We start from the raw sequence: 24,461 nt of genomic DNA on the forward strand, positions 1-24,461 counted from the left end.
TCAATATATCTTAGATATGATTGAAAACATTGATTTTCCATTAGAAATACAAATTAAATATAACTTTAAAGACAATGACTCCAATATTCGACAGGTTCGTAAATTAAAAGACGATTTTCAAATGATTCGTATTTGCGGTGTCGTTTTACTATCCCTTACTCCTATTCAGAAAAGGAGTATTTAAGCATTATTCTGGTGAAATACAAGTAAACCTCTCATAGTTTAGTTCTTATATTCCTTTGAAACAACTAAAGGAAATGGAACCCCCTCAACTGTCTTAAAAACACATTTGAGATAATTATAATATACTTAAAAACCTGAATACAGGTATAATTCAGGATTGTTTTCTTAGGGTAAAGAATTGTAAAGATTACATTAACCCGCCTTTTTTTGAAGAAAAAAATGATAATATAAAAACTGTATGAAAGATATCAATCTTTCGTTAGATGTTTTTTAGTAAAATTACAGTCGACAATTTACTTTGAAAGGTGGTATGAGTTTTATAAAAATCTATTAAATAATATAGTTTTTAAATGTAATTATTTATCTAAAACTAGGAGGAAAAATAATGAATAGAAAGTCAATGAAAGGAATACTATTATCACTTTTCATAATTAGTATTTCAATGATATTAGTAGCATGTGGTTCATCATCAGATGAAACTACTCAAGCGAGCGACTCAGAAAATGACTCTGAAACTCAGCAGGAAAATGGAGAAGTTACAGAAATTACTTTTTGGTATGCTTTTGGTGATGCAGTTGGTGAAAGTAACGAATCTTTGACTGAAGAATTTAACGAAACAGTAGGCGCCGATGAAGGTATTCATGTAAATGCGGAGTTCCAGGGCGACTATAATGATATTTATTCGAAATTACAAAGTGGATTTGTGGCCGGTGAAGTACCGAACATTTCAGTTATTAACTCACTTGGGGTACTCCAATTTGCTAAAAATGACATGTTAGAACCGATTGGTGATTTTATTAGCAATGAATCTTTGGATGATTTCTATCCAGGATTATTATTAAATAGTTATTATGACGATGTTCAATATGGATTACCTTATTTAAGAAGTACTCCTCTAATGTATTACAACAAAACATTATTTGAAGAACTCGGAATTGATGAAAACTTAGAGACATTTGATGATGTTAAGGCAGCATCTGAAATTTTAAATGAAAATGGCTATACAGGTATGGGCTTCATACCAGACCAGTGGCATTTTGATGCTTTGATGCGCCAAAGTGGTGGTGGAATAATGAATGAAGATATGACCGAAGCAATATTTGCATCTGAATCTACAGTAGAACTATTCGAATTCCTTCGTGAAAATATGGAAGAAGAAAACTTTGATTTCTATCAAAGTGGTGATGATCAAACAACTGCTATTGCAAACCAGGGATTAGGTATTTGGCTCGCTTCAACTGGTAGTTTAGCTAATACTTTAACAATAGCAGAAGACGCTGGTTTTGAAATCGGCACAGCTTTTATTCCAACTAAAGATGATATCCGTAATGTTCCTACAGGAGGAGCAAACATTGTAATGGTAGCTGGACAATCTGAAGAAGAAAAAGAAGCTTCAGCTGTATTTATGAATTGGTTAACAGCACCTGACCAAGCTGCAAAATCACATGTTAACACAGGATATTTACCTACACGTCAAAGTTTAGGAGAACATCCAGATGTTGTTGCGATTAATGAAGAAAATCCACAATATCAAACTGCTTTAGACCAATTAGACCATGCTGGTATTGAACCTAATGCACCAGGATATGCTGAAGTTGTTGCCCTTGTCTCTAATATGATTACTGAACTACTTACAACAGATGTTGAAATTATGCCGACATTGGAATCATACGAAGATGAAGCCAATGCAGTTTTAGAAGAAAATCGTTAATAAATTCTTTTGAATTTGATTCCTTAATAGTCTTGTAGTTGTTAAGACTACAATACTATTACCCATTATCTTAAAAAATTAAACATTATCTAACATTATTATTGAAAAGATGTGATGAAAAATGGAAATATTAAAAAACAATCATACGATTTATGTTTGTGCACATAGAGGATATATGTCAAAGTTCCCGGAAAATTCTTTGCTAGCATTTCAAAAGGCACTAGATTTAAATGTGGATGCTATAGAAATGGATCTTCATTACACAAAAGATCAAAAAATTGTAATTTTCCATGATGAATCAATTGATCGAATGACAAATGGTAGTGGGAGAGTAGAAGATTTAACTCTTGAAGAGTTACGGGAATATAAATTATTAAACCCTGATAATACGGAATCAAATGAAACGATACCTACTTTTGAAGAATACCTCAATTTGACTAAGAACTACGACAGCTTATACCATTTCGTTGAAATAAAAGAACAAAAAGATAGTGTAGATTTACTAGAGGAAGTTTATCTCATGTTAAAAGAGAGGAGTCTACTTAGTCGAACACTACTAACTAGTTTTGACTATCCTGTTATCGTTGCAGCGCATAATAAGAAAATGTTTACCCAGGGCTTTTTGTTTTCTAAGATGAAGAACAAACCGGAGAATGAAGATAATTACTATGATTTGTTAAATTGTGTAGGTTTATTTAAAAACGATGTTACTGAAGAAGAGGTATCTTTTGCTAAAAATCAAGACTTACAAATGACATTAGTACCGATTGATACTACAGAAGATATAAATATTGCAGTAGACCTAGGCGTCAATATATTTGCTTCTGACGAGTTAGAAAACACAATTGAATATAGAAATAAAAGATAGGAACATTATCCTAAACAAGATATTTACACATGTCACACAGATCGTAAAGCACCGGAGATGTTCTGTACTCAACATTCTCACCGGTATGTTCACGGATTTACGGGAAGGAATCAAGTTGCGAGAAAAGAAATACACAGCTTATCTTACCAGATCAATACGAACTTAATAATAACAGTTCACAAACGAAATTATTGAAATCGTGAAAAGTATTCCACAAGAGCTAAGAAATGATGAATAGCAAAGGTCTTGAAATCATCACAGTCGCTACGTTTTATTCTGAAGCTAAAGATTTCCAAAAAGAAAGTTTGAGTAATTCTGAGGTGTCAGGAGTATTTTGAAGATAATCAAAGTATATAGATGGAGGATATAAGGATATTATGGGATCAATAGAATTGAAAAATATCACAAAGTCTTATGACAATAAAAAGAATGTAATAGAAGATTTAAACTTAAAAATTCCAGATGGTAGTTTTACCGTATTGATTGGACCAAGTGGGTGCGGGAAAACAACTACTCTGAGACTAATTGTTGGCCTTGAAGAACCTACTAGTGGAGAAGTATATATTGATGATAAATCGATGGAAAAAGTAGAACCTGGTGATAGAGATATAGCAATGGTTTTTCAGAACTATGCACTTTACCCAACAATGAACGTAAGAGAAAATATAGAGTTTGGATTAATTAATAACAAAGTCAAAAAAGAAGAACGTGACAAACTTGTTACAGAAATTGCAGAAATAGTTGGCTTAGAAGATTTTCTTCAAAAAAAGCCTGGTGAATTATCAGGTGGTCAGCGCCAAAGAGTTGCCTTAGCTAGAGCCATGGTCAAAAAGCCAAAGGTGTTTATTATGGATGAACCACTATCAAACCTAGATGCAAAACTAAGAGCACAGATGCGCATTGAATTAAGTGAATTGCATCAAAAAATGAATACGACATTTGTATATGTTACTCACGACCAAACGGAAGCAATGTCAATGGCAACTAATATTATTTTAATGAATGATGGAGCAATTCAACAACATGATACTCCTGAAAAGTTATATGAAGATCCGGCTAACTTATTTACTGCAGAATTTATTGGATCACCATCTATGAATACGTATGAAATAAATGAAATACCTGACTATAATCCCCCCATTCCTGAAGCCAAATATGTAGGATTTAGACCATCTGCAGCAGAAGTTATTCTAAATAGTACATCTGAAAAAATGAACAAAAATGATTTGATCATAAAGGTGAAGATTATCACTCGTGAATATTTAGGTTCAGAAATTATATATAATTGTGAAAGCGGCTTTGGAAAAGTATATTTTAAAACATTTCAAAAGGAAGATATGTCGGACGAAAATGAAATAACACTGTACCTTCCTGAACAAAAATTATTTTACTTTGATGAGGAAGGGAAGAGGGTGCATATTTAAAATGAAAAGAAAACTATTTCCCTACTTTTTGGTTTTACCAACGATGATTGTAATCATTCTTTTTAATGTATACCCAATTTTAAGGATGTTATATCAAAGTTTCCATCAATGGAACATGATAAATGATATGCAATTTATTGGATTCGATAATTTTATAAAACTAGCTTCAGATAAAGTGTTTTTACAATCACTAGGTAACACATTCTATTTTGTATTTTGGAATGTTCTTTTATGTACAGGTTTGGGTTTATTGTTAGCAGTATTTTTGCAAAAGAATACTAGATTCAACAGATTTTTACAATCAATCTCCTTTTTCCCTTATGTCGTCTCTCTGGCATCTGTATCCCTACTATGGTCCTGGATTATGAACAAAGACTATGGATTACTGAATTATGTCATTTCATTTTTCGGTATTACATCACAAGACTGGCTTGGGAGTCCGGGTTTGGCAATGAATTCTATCATACTTATATCAGTTTGGAAATCGGTAGGGTTCAATGTTTTAATTTTCATATCTGCTTTACAAAGAATTCCAAAATATATATATGAGGCTGCGATATTAGATAATTCCGGCTCATTTCAATTTTTCAGGAAAATTACACTGCCAATGATATCACCAACTTTATTTTTCATAACAATTATAAACATAATCAATTCCTTTAAGATATTTGAAACTGTACAGATATTGACACGAGGCGGCCCTTTAAACTCAACAAGAACAATTGTTTATGAAATTTATGAAGAGGGGACTTTATTCTTCAATGTTGGCTATGCATCTGCAATGGGAGTAGTATTATTAGTAATTTTGGCTATTTTGACAATAATATACTTTAAAACACAATCTAAACGTGTCCAATATCAATAGCATAAGAATAGGAAGGTAAATAATGAAAATAGTAAAAAAAAGTTCCCATTTAATTTTAAGCTTATTTATATTTATAGTGTTCTTTTTTCCTTTTCTTTGGATGTTTTCTTCGTCACTAAAAACGTTGGGGGAAACATTGCAATTTCCTCCAACATTATTTCCTGAGGACTGGCAATGGTTAAACTATGTAGATGCAATACAATCTATGCCATTTTGGAACTTTTTAACAAACTCACTTATTGTAACTCTCACCACTATCATACTTCAATTTATAACTACGATAACAGCAGCATATGCTTTTGCCCGTTATAGATTTGTGGGAGAAAAGGTTATGTTCGGATTAGTTATGGTTAGTATGATGGTTCCGGGACAGTTAACATTCCTAACAATTTTTGTTATGTTCGCTGAATGGGAGATTATTAATACGTTGCCAACTTTAATTTTGCCATTTGCGATAAGTGCATTTGGTATTTTTATGTTACGTCAAACATTTCGTAGTATTCCTAATGAGATTATTGAAGCAGCCAAACTAGATAATGCGACTGAATTCACAGTTATAAGAAAAGTCATGTTGCCTATGGCAATACCTACCCTTGTTACATTGGGGTTATTAACATTTATTGGAACTTGGAATGAATACTTTTGGCCATTAGTATTGACTACGAATAACGACGCCCGCACCTTACCTGTAGGTATTGTAGCGATGATTAATGCGGAAGATGGAACAAATTATCATACGATGATGGCGAGTAATGTACTGCTTGTTATTCCGATTCTTATTATCTATTTGTTTGCTCAAAGACATATAATTAAAGCATTTACTTATTCAGGTGGACGATAAAATTTTGAAAGTATTCACAGGCGTAAATGTCGATTCAAATATTAAATGAAAGGAAGTAATACAGTGATTACAGCACATGCGGGAAGCGACGGATACAAACCAAACAGTTATGAATTTATTCAGTCAATGTTAGATTCTAATGTTGATGCACTTGAGATTGATTGTCAAATGTCATCTAAATCAGAGGTTTATCTTAGTCATGATCCCTTAGATGATTATTCCGAAGCATTATCACTTATAGATGTTTATCAATTATTAATAGATAGTAATTATACCAAAATAATCTTAAATGTAGACTGCAAACAAGATTCTATCCCTTTGTATGCTATAAATAAAGCGAAGGAATTTGGCGTTTTCGATCAGATTGTTATATCTGGGAAAATCAACATATCTGATATTAATCCTGCTGATAGAAATCAGTTATTCTTTAACTTGGAAAATCTAATAGATATTAGTAAGTTGAGTTCTATGGATATTTCAGAATTACGTGATCTTCTACAGGATCTTTATTCTAAAGGGATTCGTAAAATACAATTACCATATACTGCAGTATTTGATGAATTGCTCCACTTGCTTAATGAAATGAAATTAAAATTGTGTGTTTGGACTGTTGATGATTCATTGCTAATCAAAGATTTATTGAATCGTGGGTGTTACAATATCACAACAAATATAGCTTTGGATTACCTCCATTCAAACGAAGACTAATTCGTTGTAACGATAATACTTGGTATCTTGTATTAAAAAATTCCAATGCGGATGGAGATCCTTTCGCTATCCGCTATCAATATCCACTACCACGAACACAAATAAGGTCAAGGGTGGTGGGAGTGTTGCTGTATATAGGATAAACACACGGGAACTGTCTTAGCAACGGTGGATCAAAAAGATAGCAGAGATTGATTTATCAATCGTTAGGCATCGACAATAATCGTAGGACTGGGAACGATTATTATTTTATCGATAAAAAGCTTACCTCTAACCAAGTGCTGATTAGGAGGTAAGCTTTTATACTTTTTATAACTACTTAAACCTGTTGTTTGAGTATAATAGAACGAGATAAATCTTTTGCTGTTCCAAGTTGTTGAGGTGCTAAAGAAAAACCGGTGATGTTACCCCCAATTATTTGGGCTTGCTGTTTCATATCTTCGGTGGATAGATTAATTGTGTTAATATTAATTTCTGAATCATTAATATCAAAAACCCTAACTGCTTGCTGGTCTAGGACAGCAGCGAGCTGTACAAACGTCCATTGATCCTTTTCTATAATAGAATTAGAGTGGTTATGCCCATTAATATATATTCCTGTTCCTGTTTTCTTTTGTAAAACTTCCTGAATTGGAATTTCAGCATCAATGGATAGATAGGGTCTTTCTGAGTTTTTGGTCGTTTGGTGAACTGGATGATGACCAAATATAAGAAGGGGAAGTAAACCAGAATCTTTCACCACATTTTCTAACCAAGTTAATTGATTGGTTTCAAGGGTTCCTCCCCAATTCTCCAAATCCTGATCCCTAGTTGTATCAAGAAAAGCCAGTGTGGCATGATTAGTGGAAATAGCTTGATAACGTGTTTGTCCAGTAATCGTTAAGACATCCTCTTTTCTATTCCCATACACATCATGATTTCCCAAGACATGAATAAAATGTTTATCATATTTACGAATGAAATGGTATACATCTTCTAGTTCCCTATTTGTTCCATAATTTGTTAAATCCCCTATTGAAACATAGTAATCTGCTTCGATTTGAAAGAGCCTTTGGAAGAATTGCTCGTAAAATTGATTACGTATTTGCTCCATTTGTTTATCTTGAAAAGGCAACTCCGGGTAATGTAGATCTCCAAACACTGCAATTCTCAAAATATTTCCTCCTATCGATTAAACAAACTCGCATAATAAAGAGGATGCCCTCTTTCCTTGTTAGACGAATTATCGAGTCCTTCGTAGAGACGATTCCAGCGGATTTAATATGCTTTGCAATAAAATGCACCGATTCTCTATCGTGAGAAAAGCCTCTAATAAGGTCGGCATGGACAAATAACGGTTTTGGACACTCTTTTAGTGCCGGGACATTCTCTGAAAAAAGTTTAGTTTCCTATCCATTAAAATAATTCCACTTACCTTTGTATCGTGTGCGATTTCTAAATTATTAGGTGTACATGCCCGCGAGTATTTGGTTCTTTCTTAAGGTCGGTTAAATAGTTGTCATTACTTATCAACCCCCTTTTCAACTATAACGTATGTAAAGTATAACATTCATTTATTAAACTCAAGTTAATTTACAATAATCTAACATTAGATTTATACTCACTTCATACTCCTGCTCTATAATGAAATTTATAAGGAAGATTAGGTAAGCAAAAATTCGGAGTGGAGAAAAGTTGAAAGAATCCTTTCATAGACATTATGAAAATCCCAACCAACATGGTTTGGTTTACTTTATAGTGCCTATAAAGGGTTTTTTGTATGGCTTGCAATCGGGGATGAAAGTTCTCGAACGAAGAGCCTGAATAAAAAGGTATTCTACCTAACCAATACGACGATTAAAACAAGGGAGATATTACAGTTGGGAATGCACCACATGTTATATTATTCTGTTGGTCTTCTCTTTCGCGCAACGGTCTATCATTAAAGCATTCGTATACAATGGAGTGAAGTAGATTATGAAAGGTCTAATTACATTATTATTACCTGCATACAATGAAAGCGAAAATATAGATTATCTCTATGATGAATTAATGAAGATAACCAAACAATTGCCTTATCTTGTGGAGTTTCTTTTTATTGACGATGGAAGCAAAGACAATACGCTTGAAAAAGTTAAGAATCTAGCTCGTTTTTCTAATCACGTTAAATATATTTCTTTTTCCCGTAACTTCGGTAAAGAGGCTGCCATATATGCCGGATTACAGCATGCGAAAGGGGAGGCTGTAATCCTTATGGATACGGATTTGCAGCATCCACCTTCTCTCATCCCAGAGTTAGTTCGGGGCTATGAGGCGGGATATCACCAAGTCATTACTAAAAGAGACCGAAGAGGGGAAACAAGATTCCATAAATTTATGACGAGCACTTTTTATCGCTTAATGAATAAAGTGAGCGATGTGAATTTAAATGATGGGGAAGGGGACTTTCGCTTACTTAGTAGAAAAGCAGTGGATGCGTTGTTGCAATTAAGTGAAGGAAACCGATTTTCCAAAGGACTTTACTCATGGATTGGTTTATCACAAAAAACAATTACCTATCAAAATGTACAAAGAGAAAGCGGCAAAAGCAAATGGTCTTTCTCTTCCCTAATTACCTATGCTCTTGACGGGATTCTGTCTTTCAATACCAAACCATTACGTCTTTGTTTTTACTTAGGTACGGTAAGTTTATTTTTATCTTTTATTTATGTGTTGTATATGTTTATCTCTATTATAATAAATGGAATCAATGTACCCGGCTATTTCACGATTATATCTTCTGTTCTATTTCTTGGTGGTGTGCAATTGCTTTCAATTGGTATTATCGGTGAGTACATTGGACGGATTTATAATGAAACAAAGAAGCGTCCGCATTATATTGTGAATGAAAGTAATGCAACAGAACTCAAAACGGAGGTCACCGCGTATCCTTACCCAAGTAAAATATACCCACAGGGAACAACCAGAACTGAGAAAAAAGAGAAGGTTGGGTTTTAGTGATTAGAATTTTGGAAAAGCTGCACACGCAAAAGGAATTTCTCCGTTTTGCGTTAGTGGGAATCTGCAATACCATAAATTATTATATTCTATATCTATTTTTTCTTGAGTTAGCTAATATTCATTATTTTATAAGTCATTGGGTCGCGACACTCATTAGTATGGTTATTTCCTACTTTTTGAACGTTTACTTCACTTATAAAACCAAGCCATCTTGGAAATCTTTCTTTATGTTCCCGTTGACACAGGTGGTCAATATGATTGTTCAGGCCATTTTCTTGGCTGTATTTGTAGAATTTATTGGGATTTCCAGTGTTATCGCTCCATTCATTGCAATTATTCTCACAGTGCCGATTACTTTTGTTATAACAAGGAGAGTTTTAAACTAAATGGGTGATTACAAAAAGAATCAACTTTCAACCAAGAAAATTTGGCTTCTAGTAATCGTTGGATCTCTCATCATTGCAATCTTAAGTCATCTCTATTTTATCTATCAAAAGAGTGACGGCATCCTCATGGCTGGCTTTAATGATGGCTTAAGTCAGATGATTCCATTTAAGAAGTTTATTTATGATGCATATACGAGTGGGAATTTCTTTTATTCCGACTCCTTTGGCCTTGGTGGGGGCATCTACTCCCAACTAGGCTATTATTATTCTACCAATTTATTCTTTCTATTCTATGTTGTAATCATATTTCTTTTAGAAATACTAGGGGTAATCGAACATCCTGATATTACCTTTTGGGCAAACGCTATTTTACCAATGAGCATTTTTAAAATAACTATTGCTTTAATTGTTACTATATACTACTTCAGACAAATAAAATTTGGATTTTTAGCCTCTTTTTTAGGTGCAGTTGTGTACGCGGTAAATGTACTCTATTTTCGCCATACCATGTATTGGGATTTTTTCAGTGATGCTTTTGTTTGGTTTATTCTTCTGTTAATCGGAATAGAAAAAATCATTCAGAAAAAGTCGGGAAAGCTATTTGTAATTGCGGTTGTTTGTAATTTGATTACCAATTTTTATTTTTCTTACATAAATTTTATTTTGGCATTGTTTTATATCTTACTGCGTTTTCCTATCCGATTTTTTAATGATGAAGAGAAAGTGTCAAAGCAGCTTATTCGCTATATATCCTTAGGTATTATTGGATTTTTGATTAGTTCCTTTGCTTTTATCCCAGCTGTTATGGGGTATTTGGATAATTATCGACCGGAATTTTCCGACTCAATCCCATTGTTTACACTAACGGATAATATCCTGTTTAATAGTCGGGTAATGTTTCTGCCTATTTTTATTATCATTCTTGTTTGTATTCGGAAATTTTATAAGCATCCCATCTTCCGATTCTTTGCAATCACTTCCATAATTGGAACAATACTACACTTCATTCCTGCTGTAGGCAGTATGTTTAACGGATTTTCTGCACCACAAAACCGCTGGGAACATATCGTAGGACTTGCATATGGAGGGATAACTGCGTTCACATTCCACTATATAAAACAAATAAAGTTACGACATATTAGTATTGGAGTCGGCCTCTATCTATTCGTGTCAATCGGAATCGTTTGGTGGGATGATTTTGAATTTGATCGTCCGATCCGATTTGTTATTCCAATTCTATCTTTTATGATGGTAATCATTTTATTGGGGATGAAAAGGTTTTCGTCTACTAAACAAAAAAGGATATTTTTTGTTAGTGTAACGCTATTCATGATGCTTATCGCTAATACATTCCAATCCGCTAGACTGATGATTCCGCCAAAGGATAAAGTATTGGCAAGTGAGGCTGTCATGCAATCCGGACATTATAATTCTAAAGAGCAGCGTAATATACTTGAGAATTTGGAACAGAGGACAGATATAGAGAACTTTCGCATTGATTGGATGGTTCCAACAAGAAATAACACTCCTATTGTGCAAGATTATGATGGATTTAGTATTTACTCTAGTATTTTGAATCAGAACCTATTATTTTTTTACTATGATCGATTACAGATTAGTATGGAAGAAGAAAGTGTTAGCAGATATGATGGGATGGGAGATCGAACGAATTTATTAAGTATATTAAATGGACAGTTTTATATGCGGGATAAAGCGATTGAAAAAGTTCCTTATGGATTTAATAAGATTCTAGAAAGTGAAAACTACCATGTTTATGAAAATGAATGGTTACTTCCTAATTTTCGAAAAACTAATACTTTATTTTCAGAGGAGGAATTTATAAATCAGCCGATTCTGACAAAAGAACATGCCATGCTTAAAGGGGCAATTGTTGACAAGCAAAAATCAACTGATAAATTACCAGATTCAAAAGAAATTACGGATTATAATATCAAGTTAATCAATGCAAATTATGATGATAAAGCATTAGAAGTAAAAGAAGAAAACGGTGGTGTTGAAATCACGCTGACCGATTCAGTAGAAGCTGGAGATCTTTATCTTTCATTCTATTTGGAAGGGATTAAGAATAACGATAAATACGTGTTAAAAGTAAATGAGTTTCAAACCATTAGGAAAGAAGCGGATTCGATTTACAGAACTGGCTACAACGACTTGACGCTACGTGTAACCGCAAGTGACAAAATTCAAATCAAGCTGCCAAAAGGAACATACCAGCTCGAAGACTTCCATATTTTTCATGAGGACTATCAGTATTTAAAAAATGCCTATATCGAATACGCTGATGAGCGCCTATCCATCAAATGGAACAATGGTCGGGTAGAAGGCGATGTCGTGAGCGAGGAAAAAGATGAATTAATTGTCACACCTATTCCATACGAAAAAGGCTGGCATTTACAAATAAATGGGAAGTATGTTCCAATGGAAAAGGTAAACTATGCTTTTATTGGAATTCCTTTAGAAGAGGGAATGAATGATATAAAAATGGTTTACCTGCCACCGTACTTTGGAATTAGTTGTTTATTATCTATAATTGGTGTTTCTTTGTTTTGGTATCTAGTGAGAAAGCGGAAGCGTAGAGTAAGTGATTCTAATAAAGAAACTTGATATTTACTTAATTTCTAGCTAACAAAAACAAAATATAAAAGGAAATAAAATTTAATTGAATAAGACGAGCAGTTGGAGAAGATACTTGCAGCAATTGAGAAGACTAGAAAAGGAGATAACATTTGAATTTTACCGAATAGATTATGTATATAAAGCTATAAAGAGTAGAAGAGGCACAACAAATATTTTAATTCACTTGTTGTGCTATTTTATTACTTATTGATATAAAACGCTTGCCTAATATCTATGTTTCTTGACTTTTAGATAGCGTTATGTACTCCCTAAAGTTAATCCTCTGATTTTGCTTTCAGTATATCTTTTAAAGTCGAATGGATATTTTGCAAACTTATCAAAATAAACCCGAGCATAACAAATGTGACGATTTCTCCAGTAAATATTGATAGTGCTGCTAATATCACAGCATATATAGCGTATAAAAAGTTATTCATGTGTAATCACCTTTCTATGCAACAATTTCATTTAATCGGTTATGCATTCCATTAAAAAGTCTTAAACCAATTTAAACATAAGAATATCATCCGCATATTCCATTTCATTTCATTTAATTTCTTTTATTTTCCTTCCTTCTTCGACAAATCCCATCTTCTAGTTTTCCTGTTCTGACAGTGATTTTTAGATTGTTATTCGTTACAGCCATAGACTGTTCTCCTTTTATCTATATCATCTTAATCTACAAGACTAGCTATTAATTCCGTATAAGTTGCTGCCCATTCAGAAAAGGCTAAAGAATCATCCCAAGTAGCCGTTTTCGTTGCCTTTCCATTGCCCCAATCCAAAACTCTCTGATGCAGCATATGAACTATTAAACGACTCTTTATGAAACCTTTATCTGTCCATCCTTCAAAATATTTGTTTAGCATGTGCCTGGCAATCTCCAATTCATCATGATTGAGGTAATAGGTCACCATTTTAATTAAATCCAAAACGGGGTCTGCAAAATAAGAATTCGTAAAATCAAAGACGCCACTAATGCCCCAGCCGTTTTTCTCTTTATTTACAAGGAAGTTTCCTGGCTTAAAATCTCCCATTACAAAAGTTGGTGAATCCAGTCGATGAAAGGATTCTCTAGATTCATTTAGCAATGTTCGAGCCCACTCCATATCTTCAGGAGTGATTGTTGAATACTTATTCGCATCTTCCAGCCAAAACATTATCCGCTCGAAAAGCCAGTCGGTATAGCTAGGCTTGAAAGGAATGCTTTCCATTGTATCTGTGTTAAGTTCACCGAAGTCAGCTACTTTCCATTTGTGTAAAGCAGACAACGTACTTACAATTGATTCAGCAATTTGTAATTTATTTTCATTCGTGAGTGTATTTTTCAGCAGTTCAGAATCGATATGCTCTCCCGTTAGGCATGGCATAAGGGCGTAACTCCAACCAAAAATCTCCTCCGATTCATCAATGATATAAGGGATTGGAACCGGCGTATCTGTCCTTTTCTCGATATTTTCAATAAAGAACTTTTCCTCTTTCAACTGCCCAGGATAAAGAGGATTTCCTTTCAAAATAAAATCCCCATTTGTAGAGGAAACGAGCATCGTTTGTCCCATTGCGCCTTGTTCTGTTTTTCTGGATGAAAGGAGAGTGCCTAAACTAAATTTATTAAGCATTGCTTGAAGCTGGGTAGGATGTATAGTACCAAGCTTTTGTGATGCAAAGATTATTTTAGCAGTCATGTTCATTCACCTATTATTTATTTCATTTAAATTTCTAAAGATGAAAGTTGTAATTGTGGATTCGTTACCAATTGTTGATAAACTTTATCCTTCCAGGTGTACCCCGTATTATCGAGTGCTTTGAATCGATTTATGTATTTATCTTTTGGAATGTGGCGCAACGACTTATTTAAACGCTCGTATTGTTTATCTATGAATTGACTTACTGATTCATCCCTGTTTAATAGTGTTCCATCCAAGTCAAAAATTACTGCTTTAATCACGTTTATCTCTTCCCCGCATAAATTAATTAAATGTCCAGTTTCCTATTATCTGGATTAATATAATTACTATCGCAATAACCGGTCCAACAATTAGAATGCCAATCACAAACGACTTCAGCATGCCCCAAAGGATTGAAATGGGCTTACCATTCCTATCTAAATCATCAATCTTGCTATTTATTTCTTGGATTGATTTATTGATGGTTTTTAATTCTTCTAGTATCTGAATGAATTTCATAATTACCAAAGTCGGCTTTTCCATCACCATATGTAGTTGGGAACGAACCAACTCAACTACATATGGTGATGGTGAAGCATTAAATACGTATTATGAAATTCATTAATCTGTTGCTCTGTATTCTTTTCTATTATAAGCTAGCTCCTTAGAACTGAATTTACAAATTCTGTTTTGACCTTCTCCTTAGACTGAGTAAAAGAACCGGCAGCTATTTTCCGTCCTTAATCTTTTTTCTTTCTGTACTTTACTCCCATCACGGCTATGAAGATGATAATTAATACAGCTATAATAGAAGAATCCACCGAACCACCTCCGTTTATTGTTCCTTATTCTCCAATGCACGGACTCTATTTTCCAATTCCGCAATCCTTTCCCGTAACTCATCTGTCGGCTTTTTCATACGTTGAGTCCATCCTCCTATGATGCCAAGTACAGCGATAATCACGATAATACCCCCTACTGCAAACATGAGGATGATTTCTATTTCACAGGCTCCTTTCGCTTGTATCTAATCGATTTCATATGTTTGATAATTTCAGTCTACCCGAAATACCGGAACAACGAAATACCTTCTGAATGAAAAAGCGAGGAAATGAATAGACTCCCTTAAGTTTTTCAAGTTGTTATCCTTCATCAGTTCACATTCACCCCCTATATCGGGTATAATTAGAAATAGAATGTAGAGGAGAATCTGTATCATGAGCTATCAAGCTTTATATCGCGTTTGGCGGCCTCAGGTCTTTGAGGACGTCGTTGGACAAACACATATCACACGTACCCTGAAGAATGCTATCCGTGAGCAGAAGTTTTCCCATGCGTATTTATTCACCGGACCTCGTGGAACAGGAAAAACGAGTGCAGCGAAGATTTTTGCAAAAACCATCAACTGTGAACATAATTCGGATGGAGAGCCATGCAATGAATGTAATGCATGTCTAGGGATTCAGGATGGATCGATCTCTGATATTATCGAGATTGATGCAGCATCGAACACGAGTGTCGATGATATCCGGGAAATCCGTGATAAAGTAAAATATGCACCGAGTGCCGTTTCCTATAAGGTTTATATTATTGATGAGGTCCATATGATCTCTGTGAATGCATTTAATGCGCTCTTAAAAACCTTGGAAGAGCCGCCGCAGCATGTCGTGTTTATTTTGGCGACGACCGAACCACATAAAATTCCACTGACGATTATTTCCCGATGTCAACGTTTCGATTTTAAACCAATATCCAATGAAGCTATTGTCGACCGGATGAAAACAATTGTTCAAACGGATGAACAGGACGTGACCGAGGAAGCACTGGATGCGATTGCTCGGACGGCAGAAGGTGGAATGCGTGATGCGTTAAGTATTCTTGACCAAGCTATTTCCTATAGCAGTGAAGAGGTCACCTTAGAAGATGTGCTCGCTGTAACAGGTGGGGTTTCCCAAGGGATTTTAACGGAAATTACAAATGTAATGGTTGAAAAAGATGTGCAGCATGCAATCAAGCTGCTTGATACGATCATCCAGGAAGGGAAAGACCCTGGACGCTTTGTATATGACCTCATCTACTTCATGCGCGACCTGTTGCTTTACAAGAGTAATCCAGACTTGGAAGGTATGCTTGAACGGGCCAGGGTTGATGAGGCATTCCAGAAATTAGCTGAGCTGACACCGATTGACTGGATTCAAGAAGCAATCACCCGTCTGAACACATGCCAGCAGGAAATCAAATGGAGCAACAGTCCGAAAGTATATATTGAAATTGCGATTTTAACGATTACGAATGGCTCTGGGGCCGCAGGGAACCAAGCTGCAGTGGCAAGTGATGAAGTGCTTCGGTTGACGGAGAAGCTTGCACAGCTTGAGAAGCAACTTGCCCGCATGAAGGAGCAGCCGCCGGTCGCTGCAAGCGAGCCAGCACCACAGCGGGAGCAAAGACGCACCCCATCCCGTGGCTCAAAGAGCAGCTTTAAAGTTCCAACCGAGCAGATTTATGCTGTTTTAAGGGCAGCGGAGAAGCAGGAGTTACGCCAAGTACAAGGAAACTGGGCGAACTTTTTAGAAAGGCTTAAAGGCACGAATGCCCCGGCCCATGCAACGATTCAGGACAGTAAGCCGGTGGCAGCTTCACCGGATGCACTAGTTGTTGCATTTAAATATGAGATTCACTGTAACCTCTTCCTCGATAACCGGGAATTGGTTGAATCCGTCCTCGCTAGTGTTGCTGGGAGACAGCTTCAAATTATTCCAATCCCTGAGGCAAATTGGCTCGAGGTCAGGCAGGCATTCCTCAATTCCCACCATGAAAAGGATGCGCATGAGGAGAATGAAGAAAAACAAAGTGATCCGCTCGTTGAAGAAGCGAGAAAACTTGTCGGTGATGATTTATTGGAAATAGAAGAGTAAGACTCTTTTTTTAAAAATATGAGAAATGATAATAAGGAGGTATTTCCATGAGAGGAAATATGAATAATATGATGAAGCAAATGCAGAAAATGCAAAAGAAAATGATGAAAGCACAAGAAGAATTACACGAGATGACGTTTGAAGCTTCTGCCGGTGGTGGTATGGTAACTGTAACGGCAAACGGTAAGAAAGAAGTTGCAGATGTAGAAATTAAAGAAGAAGTAGTCGATCCAGATGATATCGAGATGCTGCAAGATTTAATCATCGCAGCAACGAATGATGTGCTGAAGCAAATCGATGAGAAAACAGAAGCAACGATGGGACAATTTACAAAAGGCTTAAATATGCCTGGCATGTTTTAATGGACGCGTTCCTGCGGGTAATTCCACTCGTATGAATCGCTCTCGGCTTGAAGTACTTGCTTTTACATGTTCGGCCAAGCGCCCAGCAGCTAGTAAACTTTAAGAACGTTGCTAAACGGGCGCTTGCGCCTTTGTATGAAGGACAGGTGCTTTTTGCCTTTATCGTTTAGGAGGCATAATGAATGTATTACCCAGAACCGATATCAAAGCTGATGGACAGCTTTATGAAACTGCCAGGAATTGGCCCGAAAACTGCTGTTCGTCTGGCTTTTTATGTGTTGAATATGAAAGACGATGATGTCTTGAACTTCGCGAACGCATTAGTGAATGCGAAACGCGAACTGACCCACTGCTCGATTTGCGGTCATATCACGGATAAAGAAATCTGTGCTGTCTGCTCGGATTCAAGTCGGGATGGGTCGATTATTTGTGTGGTGGAAGATCCAAAAGACGTTATCGCGATGGAAAAAATGAAGGAATACAATGGCAAATATCATGTTCTTCATGGTGCAATTTCGCCGATGGATGGAATTGGACCAGAAGATATCAATGTCCCTGATCTAATAAATCGCTTGAAAGATGAAGAGGTTGAGGAACTGATTCTGGCGACCAATGCCAATATAGAAGGGGAAGCAACTGCAATGTATATTTCCCGATTAGTGAAACCTTCTGGCATTCGTACGACGAGAATCGCCCACGGACTTCCGGTAGGCGGAGACTTGGAATATGCGGATGAAGTGACACTATCAAGAGCATTAGAAGGAAGAAGAGATTTATAAGATTTGGGTGAAGAACATGGCAAGGAAGTTGAAGAAGAAGCATGTGGATGCGGAATTACTTGATAGTATTTTTGCTTTAGAAAGGGAATGGAAGCAGATTCGTGAGCTTGGGACGAGAAGTATTGACCGTACCTTGGAAAGCAGAGCTGCAGAGCAAGCCGCCCAGGCGAAATACTTATACTTACTGCGCGAAGCAAGACGTCGTAAATTGAATGCATTACACGTGTAAAAAAATAGAACAGACGCCTGGACGTCTGTTTTTTTATTGTAATCCCACTAAGAGCGGGACAGTCTATTTAGTTTAGCGCGATATTCTTGATACAGCCAAATGACTAAAATAGAAAGTAAGATTACCGTCGTGAGTGGTATGATCCATAAGTTTTCTACTGCCAAATTCCAGCCAATTACCATAACAGCGATAGAAAGAACCGGTGACATGATGTAATAAGCTTTTGACTGATAAAACCAGCCATAAGGAAAGAAATGTGCCCCTGTAATAATTGCAAAAATAAAAACAGCTAATTCCGTGTTTGTCCCAATTGCCCAAATCAGAATAGGAAAATAGATAAATTGGGCGAAATTCAAAATCAATCCTAATGAGCTTAAAGGATTCCCCTCTAGTTTCCAATCCGCTTTAAGAAGTCCATTAAAAGCAATTGATAATGGAAACATAATCCCCGTCGCAAACAACATACCTATCGTTTTATAATATATCTCGAGATTCGTGAAAAAAATAACGGATATAATAATCCAAACAACTACCCCTGCTAATAGAAATCCAAGCCCATTCTTTCCCCTGATCGATAATTCACTTCTAATCTCCTCAAAATTCAAGAAAATCCCCCTTTTTCATCATCCGACACCCTAAGAATACCATCTTAATACAATAATTGGAATACTCTCTACACCTTTAACTTCTATATCTTTTTTCAACGCATATATATAAGATGACTGGGACATGGGGTCAGAGTAACTGTCCCACTTCAAGCAATAATTTCAGTGTCGGGGGAGTGTCTAAACATGAGTTCAACTTTAATCATTATCATTATGATTTCCGTTATCGTCTTACTACTCACTATCGGTGCGCCCGTCAAACCAATGAAAATACTTGGACAAGGGGCTGTCAAACTAGTAATCGGAGCTTTATTATTATTTTTTGTTAATGTATTCGGTGCAAACTTTGGTATCCATGTCCCAATCAATCTATTCACCGCACTTGTCTCCGGATTGCTCGGAATATTTGGTGTTGGATCCCTCGTCGCGATTCACCTTTTTATTCTATGAAACGAGGGACAACATGGGATCACAGAGCATTTGTCCCACTTTAGCTCGATATTTCTCTTCCTTCAGGCCACCAATATGCCCATTTTCATTATGAAAATAGCATTTTTCATCTTCCATGAATAAGATACATGAGATTAGGAGATACTATGCTCATGGAGGTGGGGAAATGGAAGCAAAGGCGCTGAAACATTGCGGAATCTGTGAGGAAGAGAAAGGGCAAGGTATTCATTTATATACGATGTTCATTTGCAGAGAATGTGAGTATAATATGATTCATACCGAGCCACGCGAAGAGAAATACCGTTACTATGTGAAAAAACTAAAAAATGTAAACCAGCAACAGTTATTTTCCTAGAGTCTTTGTTTTCGCAAAGGCTTTTTATTTTGTCCATATCTATAAACAGAAAGTTTTTGCAAGTTAGTTACCAGCATGATATTCTGGGTGAAAGTGTTATTTTTAACTTTTGGAATAATAATAATTGATATGTCCGCATGAAAATGGGGTGAGTCGATGAGGAAAATTTTAATTACGTTGATAATTATAATTACCGTACTTTTCGGATGTCAGAACAGCGCCACTGAAGAGCGGAATGATGGCGGTTTTCTCTGGAAAGTAGAAAATGAGGATACAACCGTTTATTTACAAGGTACTATTCATGTAGGGAACGAAGATTTTTTCCCGTTAAACGAACAAATAGAAGATGCTTATGAGGAATCTGATGTTGTTTTGCCTGAAATTAATTTAAATGAACTCGATGTCATGGAGTCCCAATCCTTGATGATGGATCTCGCCATGTATGAAGAGGGTCAGACACTAGCTGATGATTTAACGGAAGATACGTTTGTTGCTTTGGAGGAAATCCTTAAAGAGAATGATATGGGCATCGAAATGGTTCAGCAGTTCAAACCTTGGTTCATGGAAATGTTGCTGATGCAATTTGCGCTTGAAGAATCAGAGTATAGTCCGGAATATGCGGTGGATCAATATTTTCTAGACCGAGCGGATGAAGATGAAAAAGAAATACGTGAGCTGGAAACATATGAAGATCAGCTCATGGTGCTATCAGGATTCTCCGAGGAATTACAACTTGAAATGCTGGAAGATGCAATTTTGAATTATGATGAGATGGTGGAAGATTTGGATGAAATCACCGCTTATTGGTTAAATGGAGCAACAGACGAATTAAGTGCCTCTGGTGAGGATGAGGAAAGCATTGAGGGTTATGAAGAATATATGGAAGAAATGAATACAAACCGTAATATCGGAATGGCAGATACGATTCTTGAAATACTTACAGAAGATAGCGGTCAAACGTATTTTGTCTTTGTTGGTGCAATGCATATGGTGGAGGATCCGAGCATTGTTTCGTTAATTGAAGAAGATGGTTATAAGGTTGAACATATTTATTAAGAAGTGGACTTCCCCTTTTAGATAGTTTTCTAAACAGGGGATTTTTCGTTGTTATGCAGGATTCTCATCTGTTAGTACGGATAGAATGATAATTAAATAAAGGTAAGGTCCCGTTGATTATCCTTCCTCTTCCACTTTCTGTTCTACCAAGCACTTTCCACCCCAGTCCCACTCTATGTTAAACTATACTTAACAGGAGGTACCCGCCAATGAAGCAGAAAAACATCCCTATTTTAAAAATGCTAGATAAATTTACTAAAAAGAACCCACTTTCTTTCCACGTTCCGGGACATAAAAATGGTACAATTTTTCCTGAGCAAGCACAGACATATTATGAGCACATCCTGAAGCTTGATGTAACCGAGCTTCCGGGTTTAGATGATTTGCATGCTCCTCAAGGCTCCATCGCTGAAGCGGAAAAGCTCGCTACTAAATTTTTCCAATCTGATCATACTTTTTTCTTGATTAACGGAAGTACGGTGGGCAACCTTGCGATGATTCTAGCAACCTGCAAGCAAGGAGATAAGGTCATCGTGCAGCGCAATTGTCATAAGTCCATTATGAATGGACTTGAACTTGCCGGTGTACGTCCCATCTTTATTGCACCGGATTACGATGCCAAAGTTCAGAGATTTACAAGTCCAGCGCTCAAAACTTTCGCAGACGCACTTTCGGAGCATCCGGATGCAGCAGCTGTTATCTTGACGTACCCAGATTATTTCGGGCGGACGTATAATATAAAAGCAATGATTGAACTCGCCCACAAAAACAACATCCCTGTTCTCGTCGATGAAGCACATGGAGTTCACTTTTCTCTAGGAAATCCATTTCCGTCGTCTTCCTTAACACTCGGTGCAGACGTCGTTGTTCACTCCGCCCATAAAACGGCTCCAGCAATGACGATGGCTTCTTATTTACATATAAAGTCAACACGTGTTACGAAAGAATGCTTAGCTTACAGATTACAAATGCTGCAATCAAGCAGTCCATCCTACCCGCTCATGGCTTCCCTGGATATCGCTCGCTATTTTCTTGCTAACCAAACGGAAGAATCGATCCAGCAAGCACTCACGGACGTGCAAGAAATTAAAGCACTATTCGCAGCTGAAACATATGATAAATGGGAACTTGTCCCGTCCAATGACCCAATTAAATTAACTATCCAGCTGAAAGATGGGTATACTGCAAAAGAAGCTGCCACGCTTTTTGAAGCGCAAGGCATCTACCCAGAGCTTGTGACGGAGCGGCAAATTCTTTTTATTTTCGGTCTTGCTTCATTCACTGAATGGAACCGCTTGAAAAAAGTCCTCGATTCTGTCAATGAAAAATTAAAAAACGAGCCAAATCATGCTACAATAGAGGTAGTAAATTTATTTACTAGCAAAAGGCAAGAATTAGCTTTGTCCTATAGAAAGATGGAAGGATTGGAACAGAAACTCATACCCCTTGAAGCAAGTAACGGGGAAATTGCCGCAGAGGCAGTCATTCCTTATCCGCCGGGAATCCCTTTCATATTAAAAGGGGAAATGGTGACCCACGAGCATATACGAGCAATCAGACAGCTTACCGTCCGTGGTGTACGGATTCAGCAGCGGAATGAAGGTATCCGTATTTTTAAGCAATAACCTGAAGGAGAAAAAGCAGTGAAGGGAAAATTCATAACATTTGAAGGTGTGGAAGGAGCGGGAAAGACATCCGTTCTCCATGCATTAACTGATAAATTAATTGACTTGGGCTATCAAGTTGTAGCAACAAGAGAACCGGGTGGCATTGATATAGCGGAACAAATCCGCTCAATCCTCCATGACCATGCGAATACGTCGATGGAGGAACGTACAGAAGCATTACTCTATGCAGCCGCCCGCAGACAGCATCTGGTAGAGAAAGTCCTTCCTGCACTTGACGAAGGAAAAGTTGTGCTCTGTGATCGTTTTATCGATTCCAGCCTCGCTTACCAAGGACATGCCCGAGGCCTTGGAATGGAGGAAGTATATCAGATTAATCAATTTGCCATTCAGGGCGTGATGCCGAATTTAACTTTATTATTTGATATCACTCCAAAAAAGGGATTAGAGCGAATTGCAGCGAATAAGAATAGAGAGAAGAACCGTTTGGATTTGGAGACAATAGCCTTCCATGAAAAAGTATATGAAGGTTATCAATTGCTTCAGGAGCAGTATCCAAACCGCATTAAAAAAATCAATGCCGACCAAGCCTTCCAAGATGTTGAGAGAAGTGCATTGGATTGTATTTTAGCTTATTTAAAATAAGAAGGGAGAGTAAACCAATGAAATTAATTTTTGCTGTGCTTCAAGACAAAGATTCCACCCGACTCGTTAATGCGCTGGCGGAAGAAGACTTCAAAACGACAAAACTTGCTTCAACAGGAGGATTTTTAAAAGAAGGTAATACGACTTTAATGATTGGTTGTAATGATGATGAAGTGGATACAGCTTTAGCTATCATTAAAGAAAATTGCTCCCAGCGTGAACAGATGGTTGCTCCAATTTCACCAATGGGAGGAAGCGCCGATTCATATATCCCCAAGCCTGTTAAAGTTGAAGTCGGTGGCGCAACGGTCTTTGTCGTACCAATTGAATCATTTATCCAATTTTAAAGCACAAAAGCGGAAACGCCCTTACAGGCTAAGTACGCGATCGTCTTCGCAACGCCTGTACTAGCACATCCAGTAGTCGCAGCAACGTACAAACTTCTACTCTTCTCTTTGAGGTAAAGGAAATTCAGGCGATGATAGTGAGTTGATGTTGACTTTCACCGCAAGGGTATAAGGGCGAATAAGCCTCACAAAAACCAAACGGCTAAGCCTTCTTTATCGATTGGAAGAGTGTGAAATTTAATAGTTGCTGGGCGATGGAGCTGGACGTGGCCATTGCTAGCCATTTTACTAATCCACAGCATTTTATATTAAAGTTCCTTAACTAACAGGAAACAAACATGGAAGGAGTGGAGAATGCATGAAAATCAGCCAGGAAATGAAATCACGTACAGAAATGAATATACCGAGGCCGATTCATACCGAGACCCAGTCCTTCCAAAAATTAGTTCAATCCGAATCTCAGAATCTGAAACAGCAAGAACTGCAGCAATTAATACAAAACATCTCAAAACAAGGCGAAAAATTAGCACATTACCGTACCATGCGAGAAGTTGTGAAATTCAAACGAATGATCAAAGGTTTTTTACAAGAAACGGTTTCGATCGGTTATAAACTGCAACACGGACACTCATTCAGTTTTGATGGCAGCAGTCGTAAGCTCACCATCATTAAGGAACTAGATGATAAGTTACTCGAACTGACAGATGAAGTGATGAATCAAGAAAAGAAGACAGTAGACATCCTTGACCTCATTGGTGAAATTAAGGGGTTACTGATTAACATATATACGTAATCTTAAAGGCGGAAGCGCTAGAAGATAAGGA

At 36.7% G+C, this 24,461-nt stretch carries 25 protein-coding genes and 1 pseudogene; 20 read left to right on the top strand and 6 right to left on the bottom strand.

Translation table 11 applies throughout. The features are described 5' to 3' along the window. Nucleotides 1-568: 568 nt before the first annotated feature. The 6 genes from LZD48_RS13030 to LZD48_RS13055 all read left to right on the top strand — a co-directional run bounded on the left by LZD48_RS13030 (nucleotide 569) and on the right by LZD48_RS13055 (nucleotide 6,600). Entirely contained in the window at nucleotides 569-1,894 is a 1,326-nt protein-coding gene (locus LZD48_RS13030; protein WP_235763165.1) for an ABC transporter substrate-binding protein, read from the top strand. Between the two features lie 121 nt (nucleotides 1,895-2,015). Continuing rightward, the gene (locus LZD48_RS13035) at nucleotides 2,016-2,762 is read left to right on the top strand and encodes a glycerophosphodiester phosphodiesterase (protein WP_235763166.1); all 747 of its coding nucleotides are present in this window, start codon (nucleotides 2,016-2,018) and stop codon (nucleotides 2,760-2,762) included. A 377-nt stretch (nucleotides 2,763-3,139) separates the two neighbouring features. After that, nucleotides 3,140-4,186, top strand: coding sequence for an ABC transporter ATP-binding protein (locus tag LZD48_RS13040; protein ID WP_235763167.1), 1,047 nt, complete (start codon nucleotides 3,140-3,142; stop codon nucleotides 4,184-4,186). Between the two features lies 1 nt (nucleotide 4,187). Further along, nucleotides 4,188-5,051, top strand: coding sequence for a carbohydrate ABC transporter permease (locus tag LZD48_RS13045; protein WP_235763168.1), 864 nt, complete (start codon nucleotides 4,188-4,190; stop codon nucleotides 5,049-5,051). Nucleotides 5,052-5,073: 22 nt separating this feature from the next. Then, a complete protein-coding gene (locus LZD48_RS13050; RefSeq protein ID WP_235763169.1) occupies nucleotides 5,074-5,892 on the top strand; it encodes a carbohydrate ABC transporter permease in 819 nt (272 codons plus the stop codon). 63 nt (nucleotides 5,893-5,955) lie between these two features. Beyond that, nucleotides 5,956-6,600, top strand: coding sequence for a glycerophosphodiester phosphodiesterase (locus tag LZD48_RS13055; protein WP_235763170.1), 645 nt, complete (start codon nucleotides 5,956-5,958; stop codon nucleotides 6,598-6,600). A gap of 319 nt (nucleotides 6,601-6,919) precedes the next feature. Here the strand turns inward: LZD48_RS13055 and LZD48_RS13060 are convergent, their stop codons facing one another. Further along, nucleotides 6,920-7,753 (bottom strand): metallophosphoesterase family protein, encoded by an 834-nt coding sequence (locus tag LZD48_RS13060; protein ID WP_235763171.1) that lies wholly within the window; start codon nucleotides 7,751-7,753, stop codon nucleotides 6,920-6,922. Beyond that, on the bottom strand, nucleotides 7,698-7,913 hold the full coding sequence (locus LZD48_RS19065) for a glycerol-3-phosphate responsive antiterminator (protein ID WP_369010263.1): 216 nt from the start codon (nucleotides 7,911-7,913) through the stop codon (nucleotides 7,698-7,700). Before LZD48_RS19065 ends, LZD48_RS13060 begins: the two co-directional genes overlap by 56 nt. 640 nt (nucleotides 7,914-8,553) lie before the next feature. Between LZD48_RS19065 and LZD48_RS13065 the strand changes: the two genes are divergently transcribed. Genes LZD48_RS13065 through LZD48_RS13075 form a run of 3 tightly spaced genes read left to right on the top strand, consistent with a single transcriptional unit; the run spans nucleotide 8,554 to nucleotide 12,590 of the window. Continuing rightward, the gene (locus tag LZD48_RS13065; RefSeq protein ID WP_310739833.1) at nucleotides 8,554-9,576 is read left to right on the top strand and encodes a glycosyltransferase family 2 protein; all 1,023 of its coding nucleotides are present in this window, start codon (nucleotides 8,554-8,556) and stop codon (nucleotides 9,574-9,576) included. Nucleotides 9,577-9,632: 56 nt separating this feature from the next. After that, nucleotides 9,633-9,965, top strand: coding sequence for a GtrA family protein (locus tag LZD48_RS13070; RefSeq protein WP_310739834.1), 333 nt, complete (start codon nucleotides 9,633-9,635; stop codon nucleotides 9,963-9,965). Then, entirely contained in the window at nucleotides 9,966-12,590 is a 2,625-nt protein-coding gene (locus LZD48_RS13075) for a YfhO family protein (protein ID WP_235763173.1), read from the top strand. 686 nt (nucleotides 12,591-13,276) lie between these two features. Here LZD48_RS13075 and LZD48_RS13080 read toward each other — a convergent pair. The 3 genes and pseudogenes from LZD48_RS13080 to LZD48_RS18800 all read right to left on the bottom strand — a co-directional run bounded on the left by LZD48_RS13080 (nucleotide 13,277) and on the right by LZD48_RS18800 (nucleotide 15,233). Beyond that, entirely contained in the window at nucleotides 13,277-14,287 is a 1,011-nt protein-coding gene (locus tag LZD48_RS13080) for a phosphotransferase family protein (RefSeq protein ID WP_235763174.1), read from the bottom strand. A gap of 65 nt (nucleotides 14,288-14,352) precedes the next feature. Continuing rightward, nucleotides 14,353-14,550 (bottom strand): annotated as a pseudogene (locus LZD48_RS13085) (HAD hydrolase-like protein); the annotation flags it as partial. A 554-nt stretch (nucleotides 14,551-15,104) separates the two neighbouring features. Further along, the gene (locus LZD48_RS18800) at nucleotides 15,105-15,233 is read right to left on the bottom strand and encodes a hypothetical protein (RefSeq protein WP_255771038.1); all 129 of its coding nucleotides are present in this window, start codon (nucleotides 15,231-15,233) and stop codon (nucleotides 15,105-15,107) included. A 253-nt stretch (nucleotides 15,234-15,486) separates the two neighbouring features. Here LZD48_RS18800 and dnaX point away from each other — a divergent pair, with 253 nt between their 5' ends. From dnaX to LZD48_RS13105, 4 genes are all read left to right on the top strand, one after another. After that, complete coding sequence (dnaX, locus tag LZD48_RS13090) at nucleotides 15,487-17,184, top strand: DNA polymerase III subunit gamma/tau (RefSeq protein WP_235763175.1); 1,698 nt, start codon at nucleotides 15,487-15,489, stop codon at nucleotides 17,182-17,184. 47 nt (nucleotides 17,185-17,231) lie between these two features. Beyond that, complete coding sequence (locus LZD48_RS13095) at nucleotides 17,232-17,546, top strand: YbaB/EbfC family nucleoid-associated protein (RefSeq protein WP_235763176.1); 315 nt, start codon at nucleotides 17,232-17,234, stop codon at nucleotides 17,544-17,546. Nucleotides 17,547-17,728: 182 nt separating this feature from the next. Continuing rightward, the gene (gene recR / locus LZD48_RS13100) at nucleotides 17,729-18,325 is read left to right on the top strand and encodes a recombination mediator RecR (RefSeq protein ID WP_235763177.1); all 597 of its coding nucleotides are present in this window, start codon (nucleotides 17,729-17,731) and stop codon (nucleotides 18,323-18,325) included. 16 nt (nucleotides 18,326-18,341) lie between these two features. Beyond that, nucleotides 18,342-18,554: a DUF2508 family protein gene (locus LZD48_RS13105; protein WP_235763178.1), complete on the top strand. Its 213-nt coding sequence runs from the start codon at nucleotides 18,342-18,344 to the stop codon at nucleotides 18,552-18,554. Nucleotides 18,555-18,601: 47 nt separating this feature from the next. Here the strand turns inward: LZD48_RS13105 and LZD48_RS13110 are convergent, their stop codons facing one another. Next, nucleotides 18,602-19,159: a DUF7010 family protein gene (locus tag LZD48_RS13110; RefSeq protein WP_235763179.1), complete on the bottom strand. Its 558-nt coding sequence runs from the start codon at nucleotides 19,157-19,159 to the stop codon at nucleotides 18,602-18,604. Between the two features lie 186 nt (nucleotides 19,160-19,345). Between LZD48_RS13110 and LZD48_RS13115 the strand changes: the two genes are divergently transcribed. The 7 genes from LZD48_RS13115 to LZD48_RS13145 all read left to right on the top strand — a co-directional run bounded on the left by LZD48_RS13115 (nucleotide 19,346) and on the right by LZD48_RS13145 (nucleotide 24,430). Further along, nucleotides 19,346-19,609: a pro-sigmaK processing inhibitor BofA family protein gene (locus LZD48_RS13115; protein ID WP_235763180.1), complete on the top strand. Its 264-nt coding sequence runs from the start codon at nucleotides 19,346-19,348 to the stop codon at nucleotides 19,607-19,609. A gap of 166 nt (nucleotides 19,610-19,775) precedes the next feature. Continuing rightward, the gene (locus LZD48_RS13120) at nucleotides 19,776-19,964 is read left to right on the top strand and encodes a sigma factor G inhibitor Gin (protein ID WP_235763181.1); all 189 of its coding nucleotides are present in this window, start codon (nucleotides 19,776-19,778) and stop codon (nucleotides 19,962-19,964) included. Nucleotides 19,965-20,120: 156 nt separating this feature from the next. Beyond that, nucleotides 20,121-21,020, top strand: a complete 900-nt coding sequence (locus LZD48_RS13125) for a TraB/GumN family protein (RefSeq protein WP_235763182.1) — start codon at nucleotides 20,121-20,123, stop codon at nucleotides 21,018-21,020. Between the two features lie 209 nt (nucleotides 21,021-21,229). Then, nucleotides 21,230-22,645, top strand: a complete 1,416-nt coding sequence (locus LZD48_RS13130) for an aminotransferase class I/II-fold pyridoxal phosphate-dependent enzyme (protein ID WP_235763183.1) — start codon at nucleotides 21,230-21,232, stop codon at nucleotides 22,643-22,645. 18 nt (nucleotides 22,646-22,663) lie between these two features. Continuing rightward, nucleotides 22,664-23,290 (top strand): dTMP kinase, encoded by a 627-nt coding sequence (gene tmk, locus LZD48_RS13135; protein ID WP_235763184.1) that lies wholly within the window; start codon nucleotides 22,664-22,666, stop codon nucleotides 23,288-23,290. A gap of 17 nt (nucleotides 23,291-23,307) precedes the next feature. After that, nucleotides 23,308-23,637 (top strand): cyclic di-AMP receptor DarA, encoded by a 330-nt coding sequence (gene darA / locus LZD48_RS13140; protein ID WP_235763185.1) that lies wholly within the window; start codon nucleotides 23,308-23,310, stop codon nucleotides 23,635-23,637. A 358-nt stretch (nucleotides 23,638-23,995) separates the two neighbouring features. Next, nucleotides 23,996-24,430: a YaaR family protein gene (locus LZD48_RS13145; RefSeq protein ID WP_235763186.1), complete on the top strand. Its 435-nt coding sequence runs from the start codon at nucleotides 23,996-23,998 to the stop codon at nucleotides 24,428-24,430. Nucleotides 24,431-24,461: the final 31 nt, after the last annotated feature.

Source organism: Oceanobacillus alkalisoli (assembly GCF_021556485.1).
Classification (GTDB): Bacteria; Bacillota; Bacilli; order Bacillales; family Amphibacillaceae; genus Oceanobacillus; species Oceanobacillus alkalisoli.

Coding starts and splice junctions, on each gene's coding strand:
- LZD48_RS13030 (WP_235763165.1), top strand. CDS start 569: ATGAATAGAAAGTCAATGAAAGGAATACTATTATCACTTTTCATAATT.
- LZD48_RS13035 (WP_235763166.1), top strand. CDS start 2,016: ATGGAAATATTAAAAAACAATCATACGATTTATGTTTGTGCACATAGA.
- LZD48_RS13040 (WP_235763167.1), top strand. CDS start 3,140: ATGGGATCAATAGAATTGAAAAATATCACAAAGTCTTATGACAATAAA.
- LZD48_RS13045 (WP_235763168.1), top strand. CDS start 4,188: ATGAAAAGAAAACTATTTCCCTACTTTTTGGTTTTACCAACGATGATT.
- LZD48_RS13050 (WP_235763169.1), top strand. CDS start 5,074: ATGAAAATAGTAAAAAAAAGTTCCCATTTAATTTTAAGCTTATTTATA.
- LZD48_RS13075 (WP_235763173.1), top strand. CDS start 9,966: ATGGGTGATTACAAAAAGAATCAACTTTCAACCAAGAAAATTTGGCTT.
- LZD48_RS13080 (WP_235763174.1), bottom strand. CDS start 14,287: ATGACTGCTAAAATAATCTTTGCATCACAAAAGCTTGGTACTATACAT.
- dnaX (WP_235763175.1), top strand. CDS start 15,487: ATGAGCTATCAAGCTTTATATCGCGTTTGGCGGCCTCAGGTCTTTGAG.
- LZD48_RS13095 (WP_235763176.1), top strand. CDS start 17,232: ATGAGAGGAAATATGAATAATATGATGAAGCAAATGCAGAAAATGCAA.
- recR (WP_235763177.1), top strand. CDS start 17,729: ATGTATTACCCAGAACCGATATCAAAGCTGATGGACAGCTTTATGAAA.
- LZD48_RS13105 (WP_235763178.1), top strand. CDS start 18,342: ATGGCAAGGAAGTTGAAGAAGAAGCATGTGGATGCGGAATTACTTGAT.
- LZD48_RS13115 (WP_235763180.1), top strand. CDS start 19,346: ATGAGTTCAACTTTAATCATTATCATTATGATTTCCGTTATCGTCTTA.
- LZD48_RS13120 (WP_235763181.1), top strand. CDS start 19,776: ATGGAAGCAAAGGCGCTGAAACATTGCGGAATCTGTGAGGAAGAGAAA.
- LZD48_RS13125 (WP_235763182.1), top strand. CDS start 20,121: ATGAGGAAAATTTTAATTACGTTGATAATTATAATTACCGTACTTTTC.
- LZD48_RS13130 (WP_235763183.1), top strand. CDS start 21,230: ATGAAGCAGAAAAACATCCCTATTTTAAAAATGCTAGATAAATTTACT.
- darA (WP_235763185.1), top strand. CDS start 23,308: ATGAAATTAATTTTTGCTGTGCTTCAAGACAAAGATTCCACCCGACTC.
- LZD48_RS13145 (WP_235763186.1), top strand. CDS start 23,996: ATGAAAATCAGCCAGGAAATGAAATCACGTACAGAAATGAATATACCG.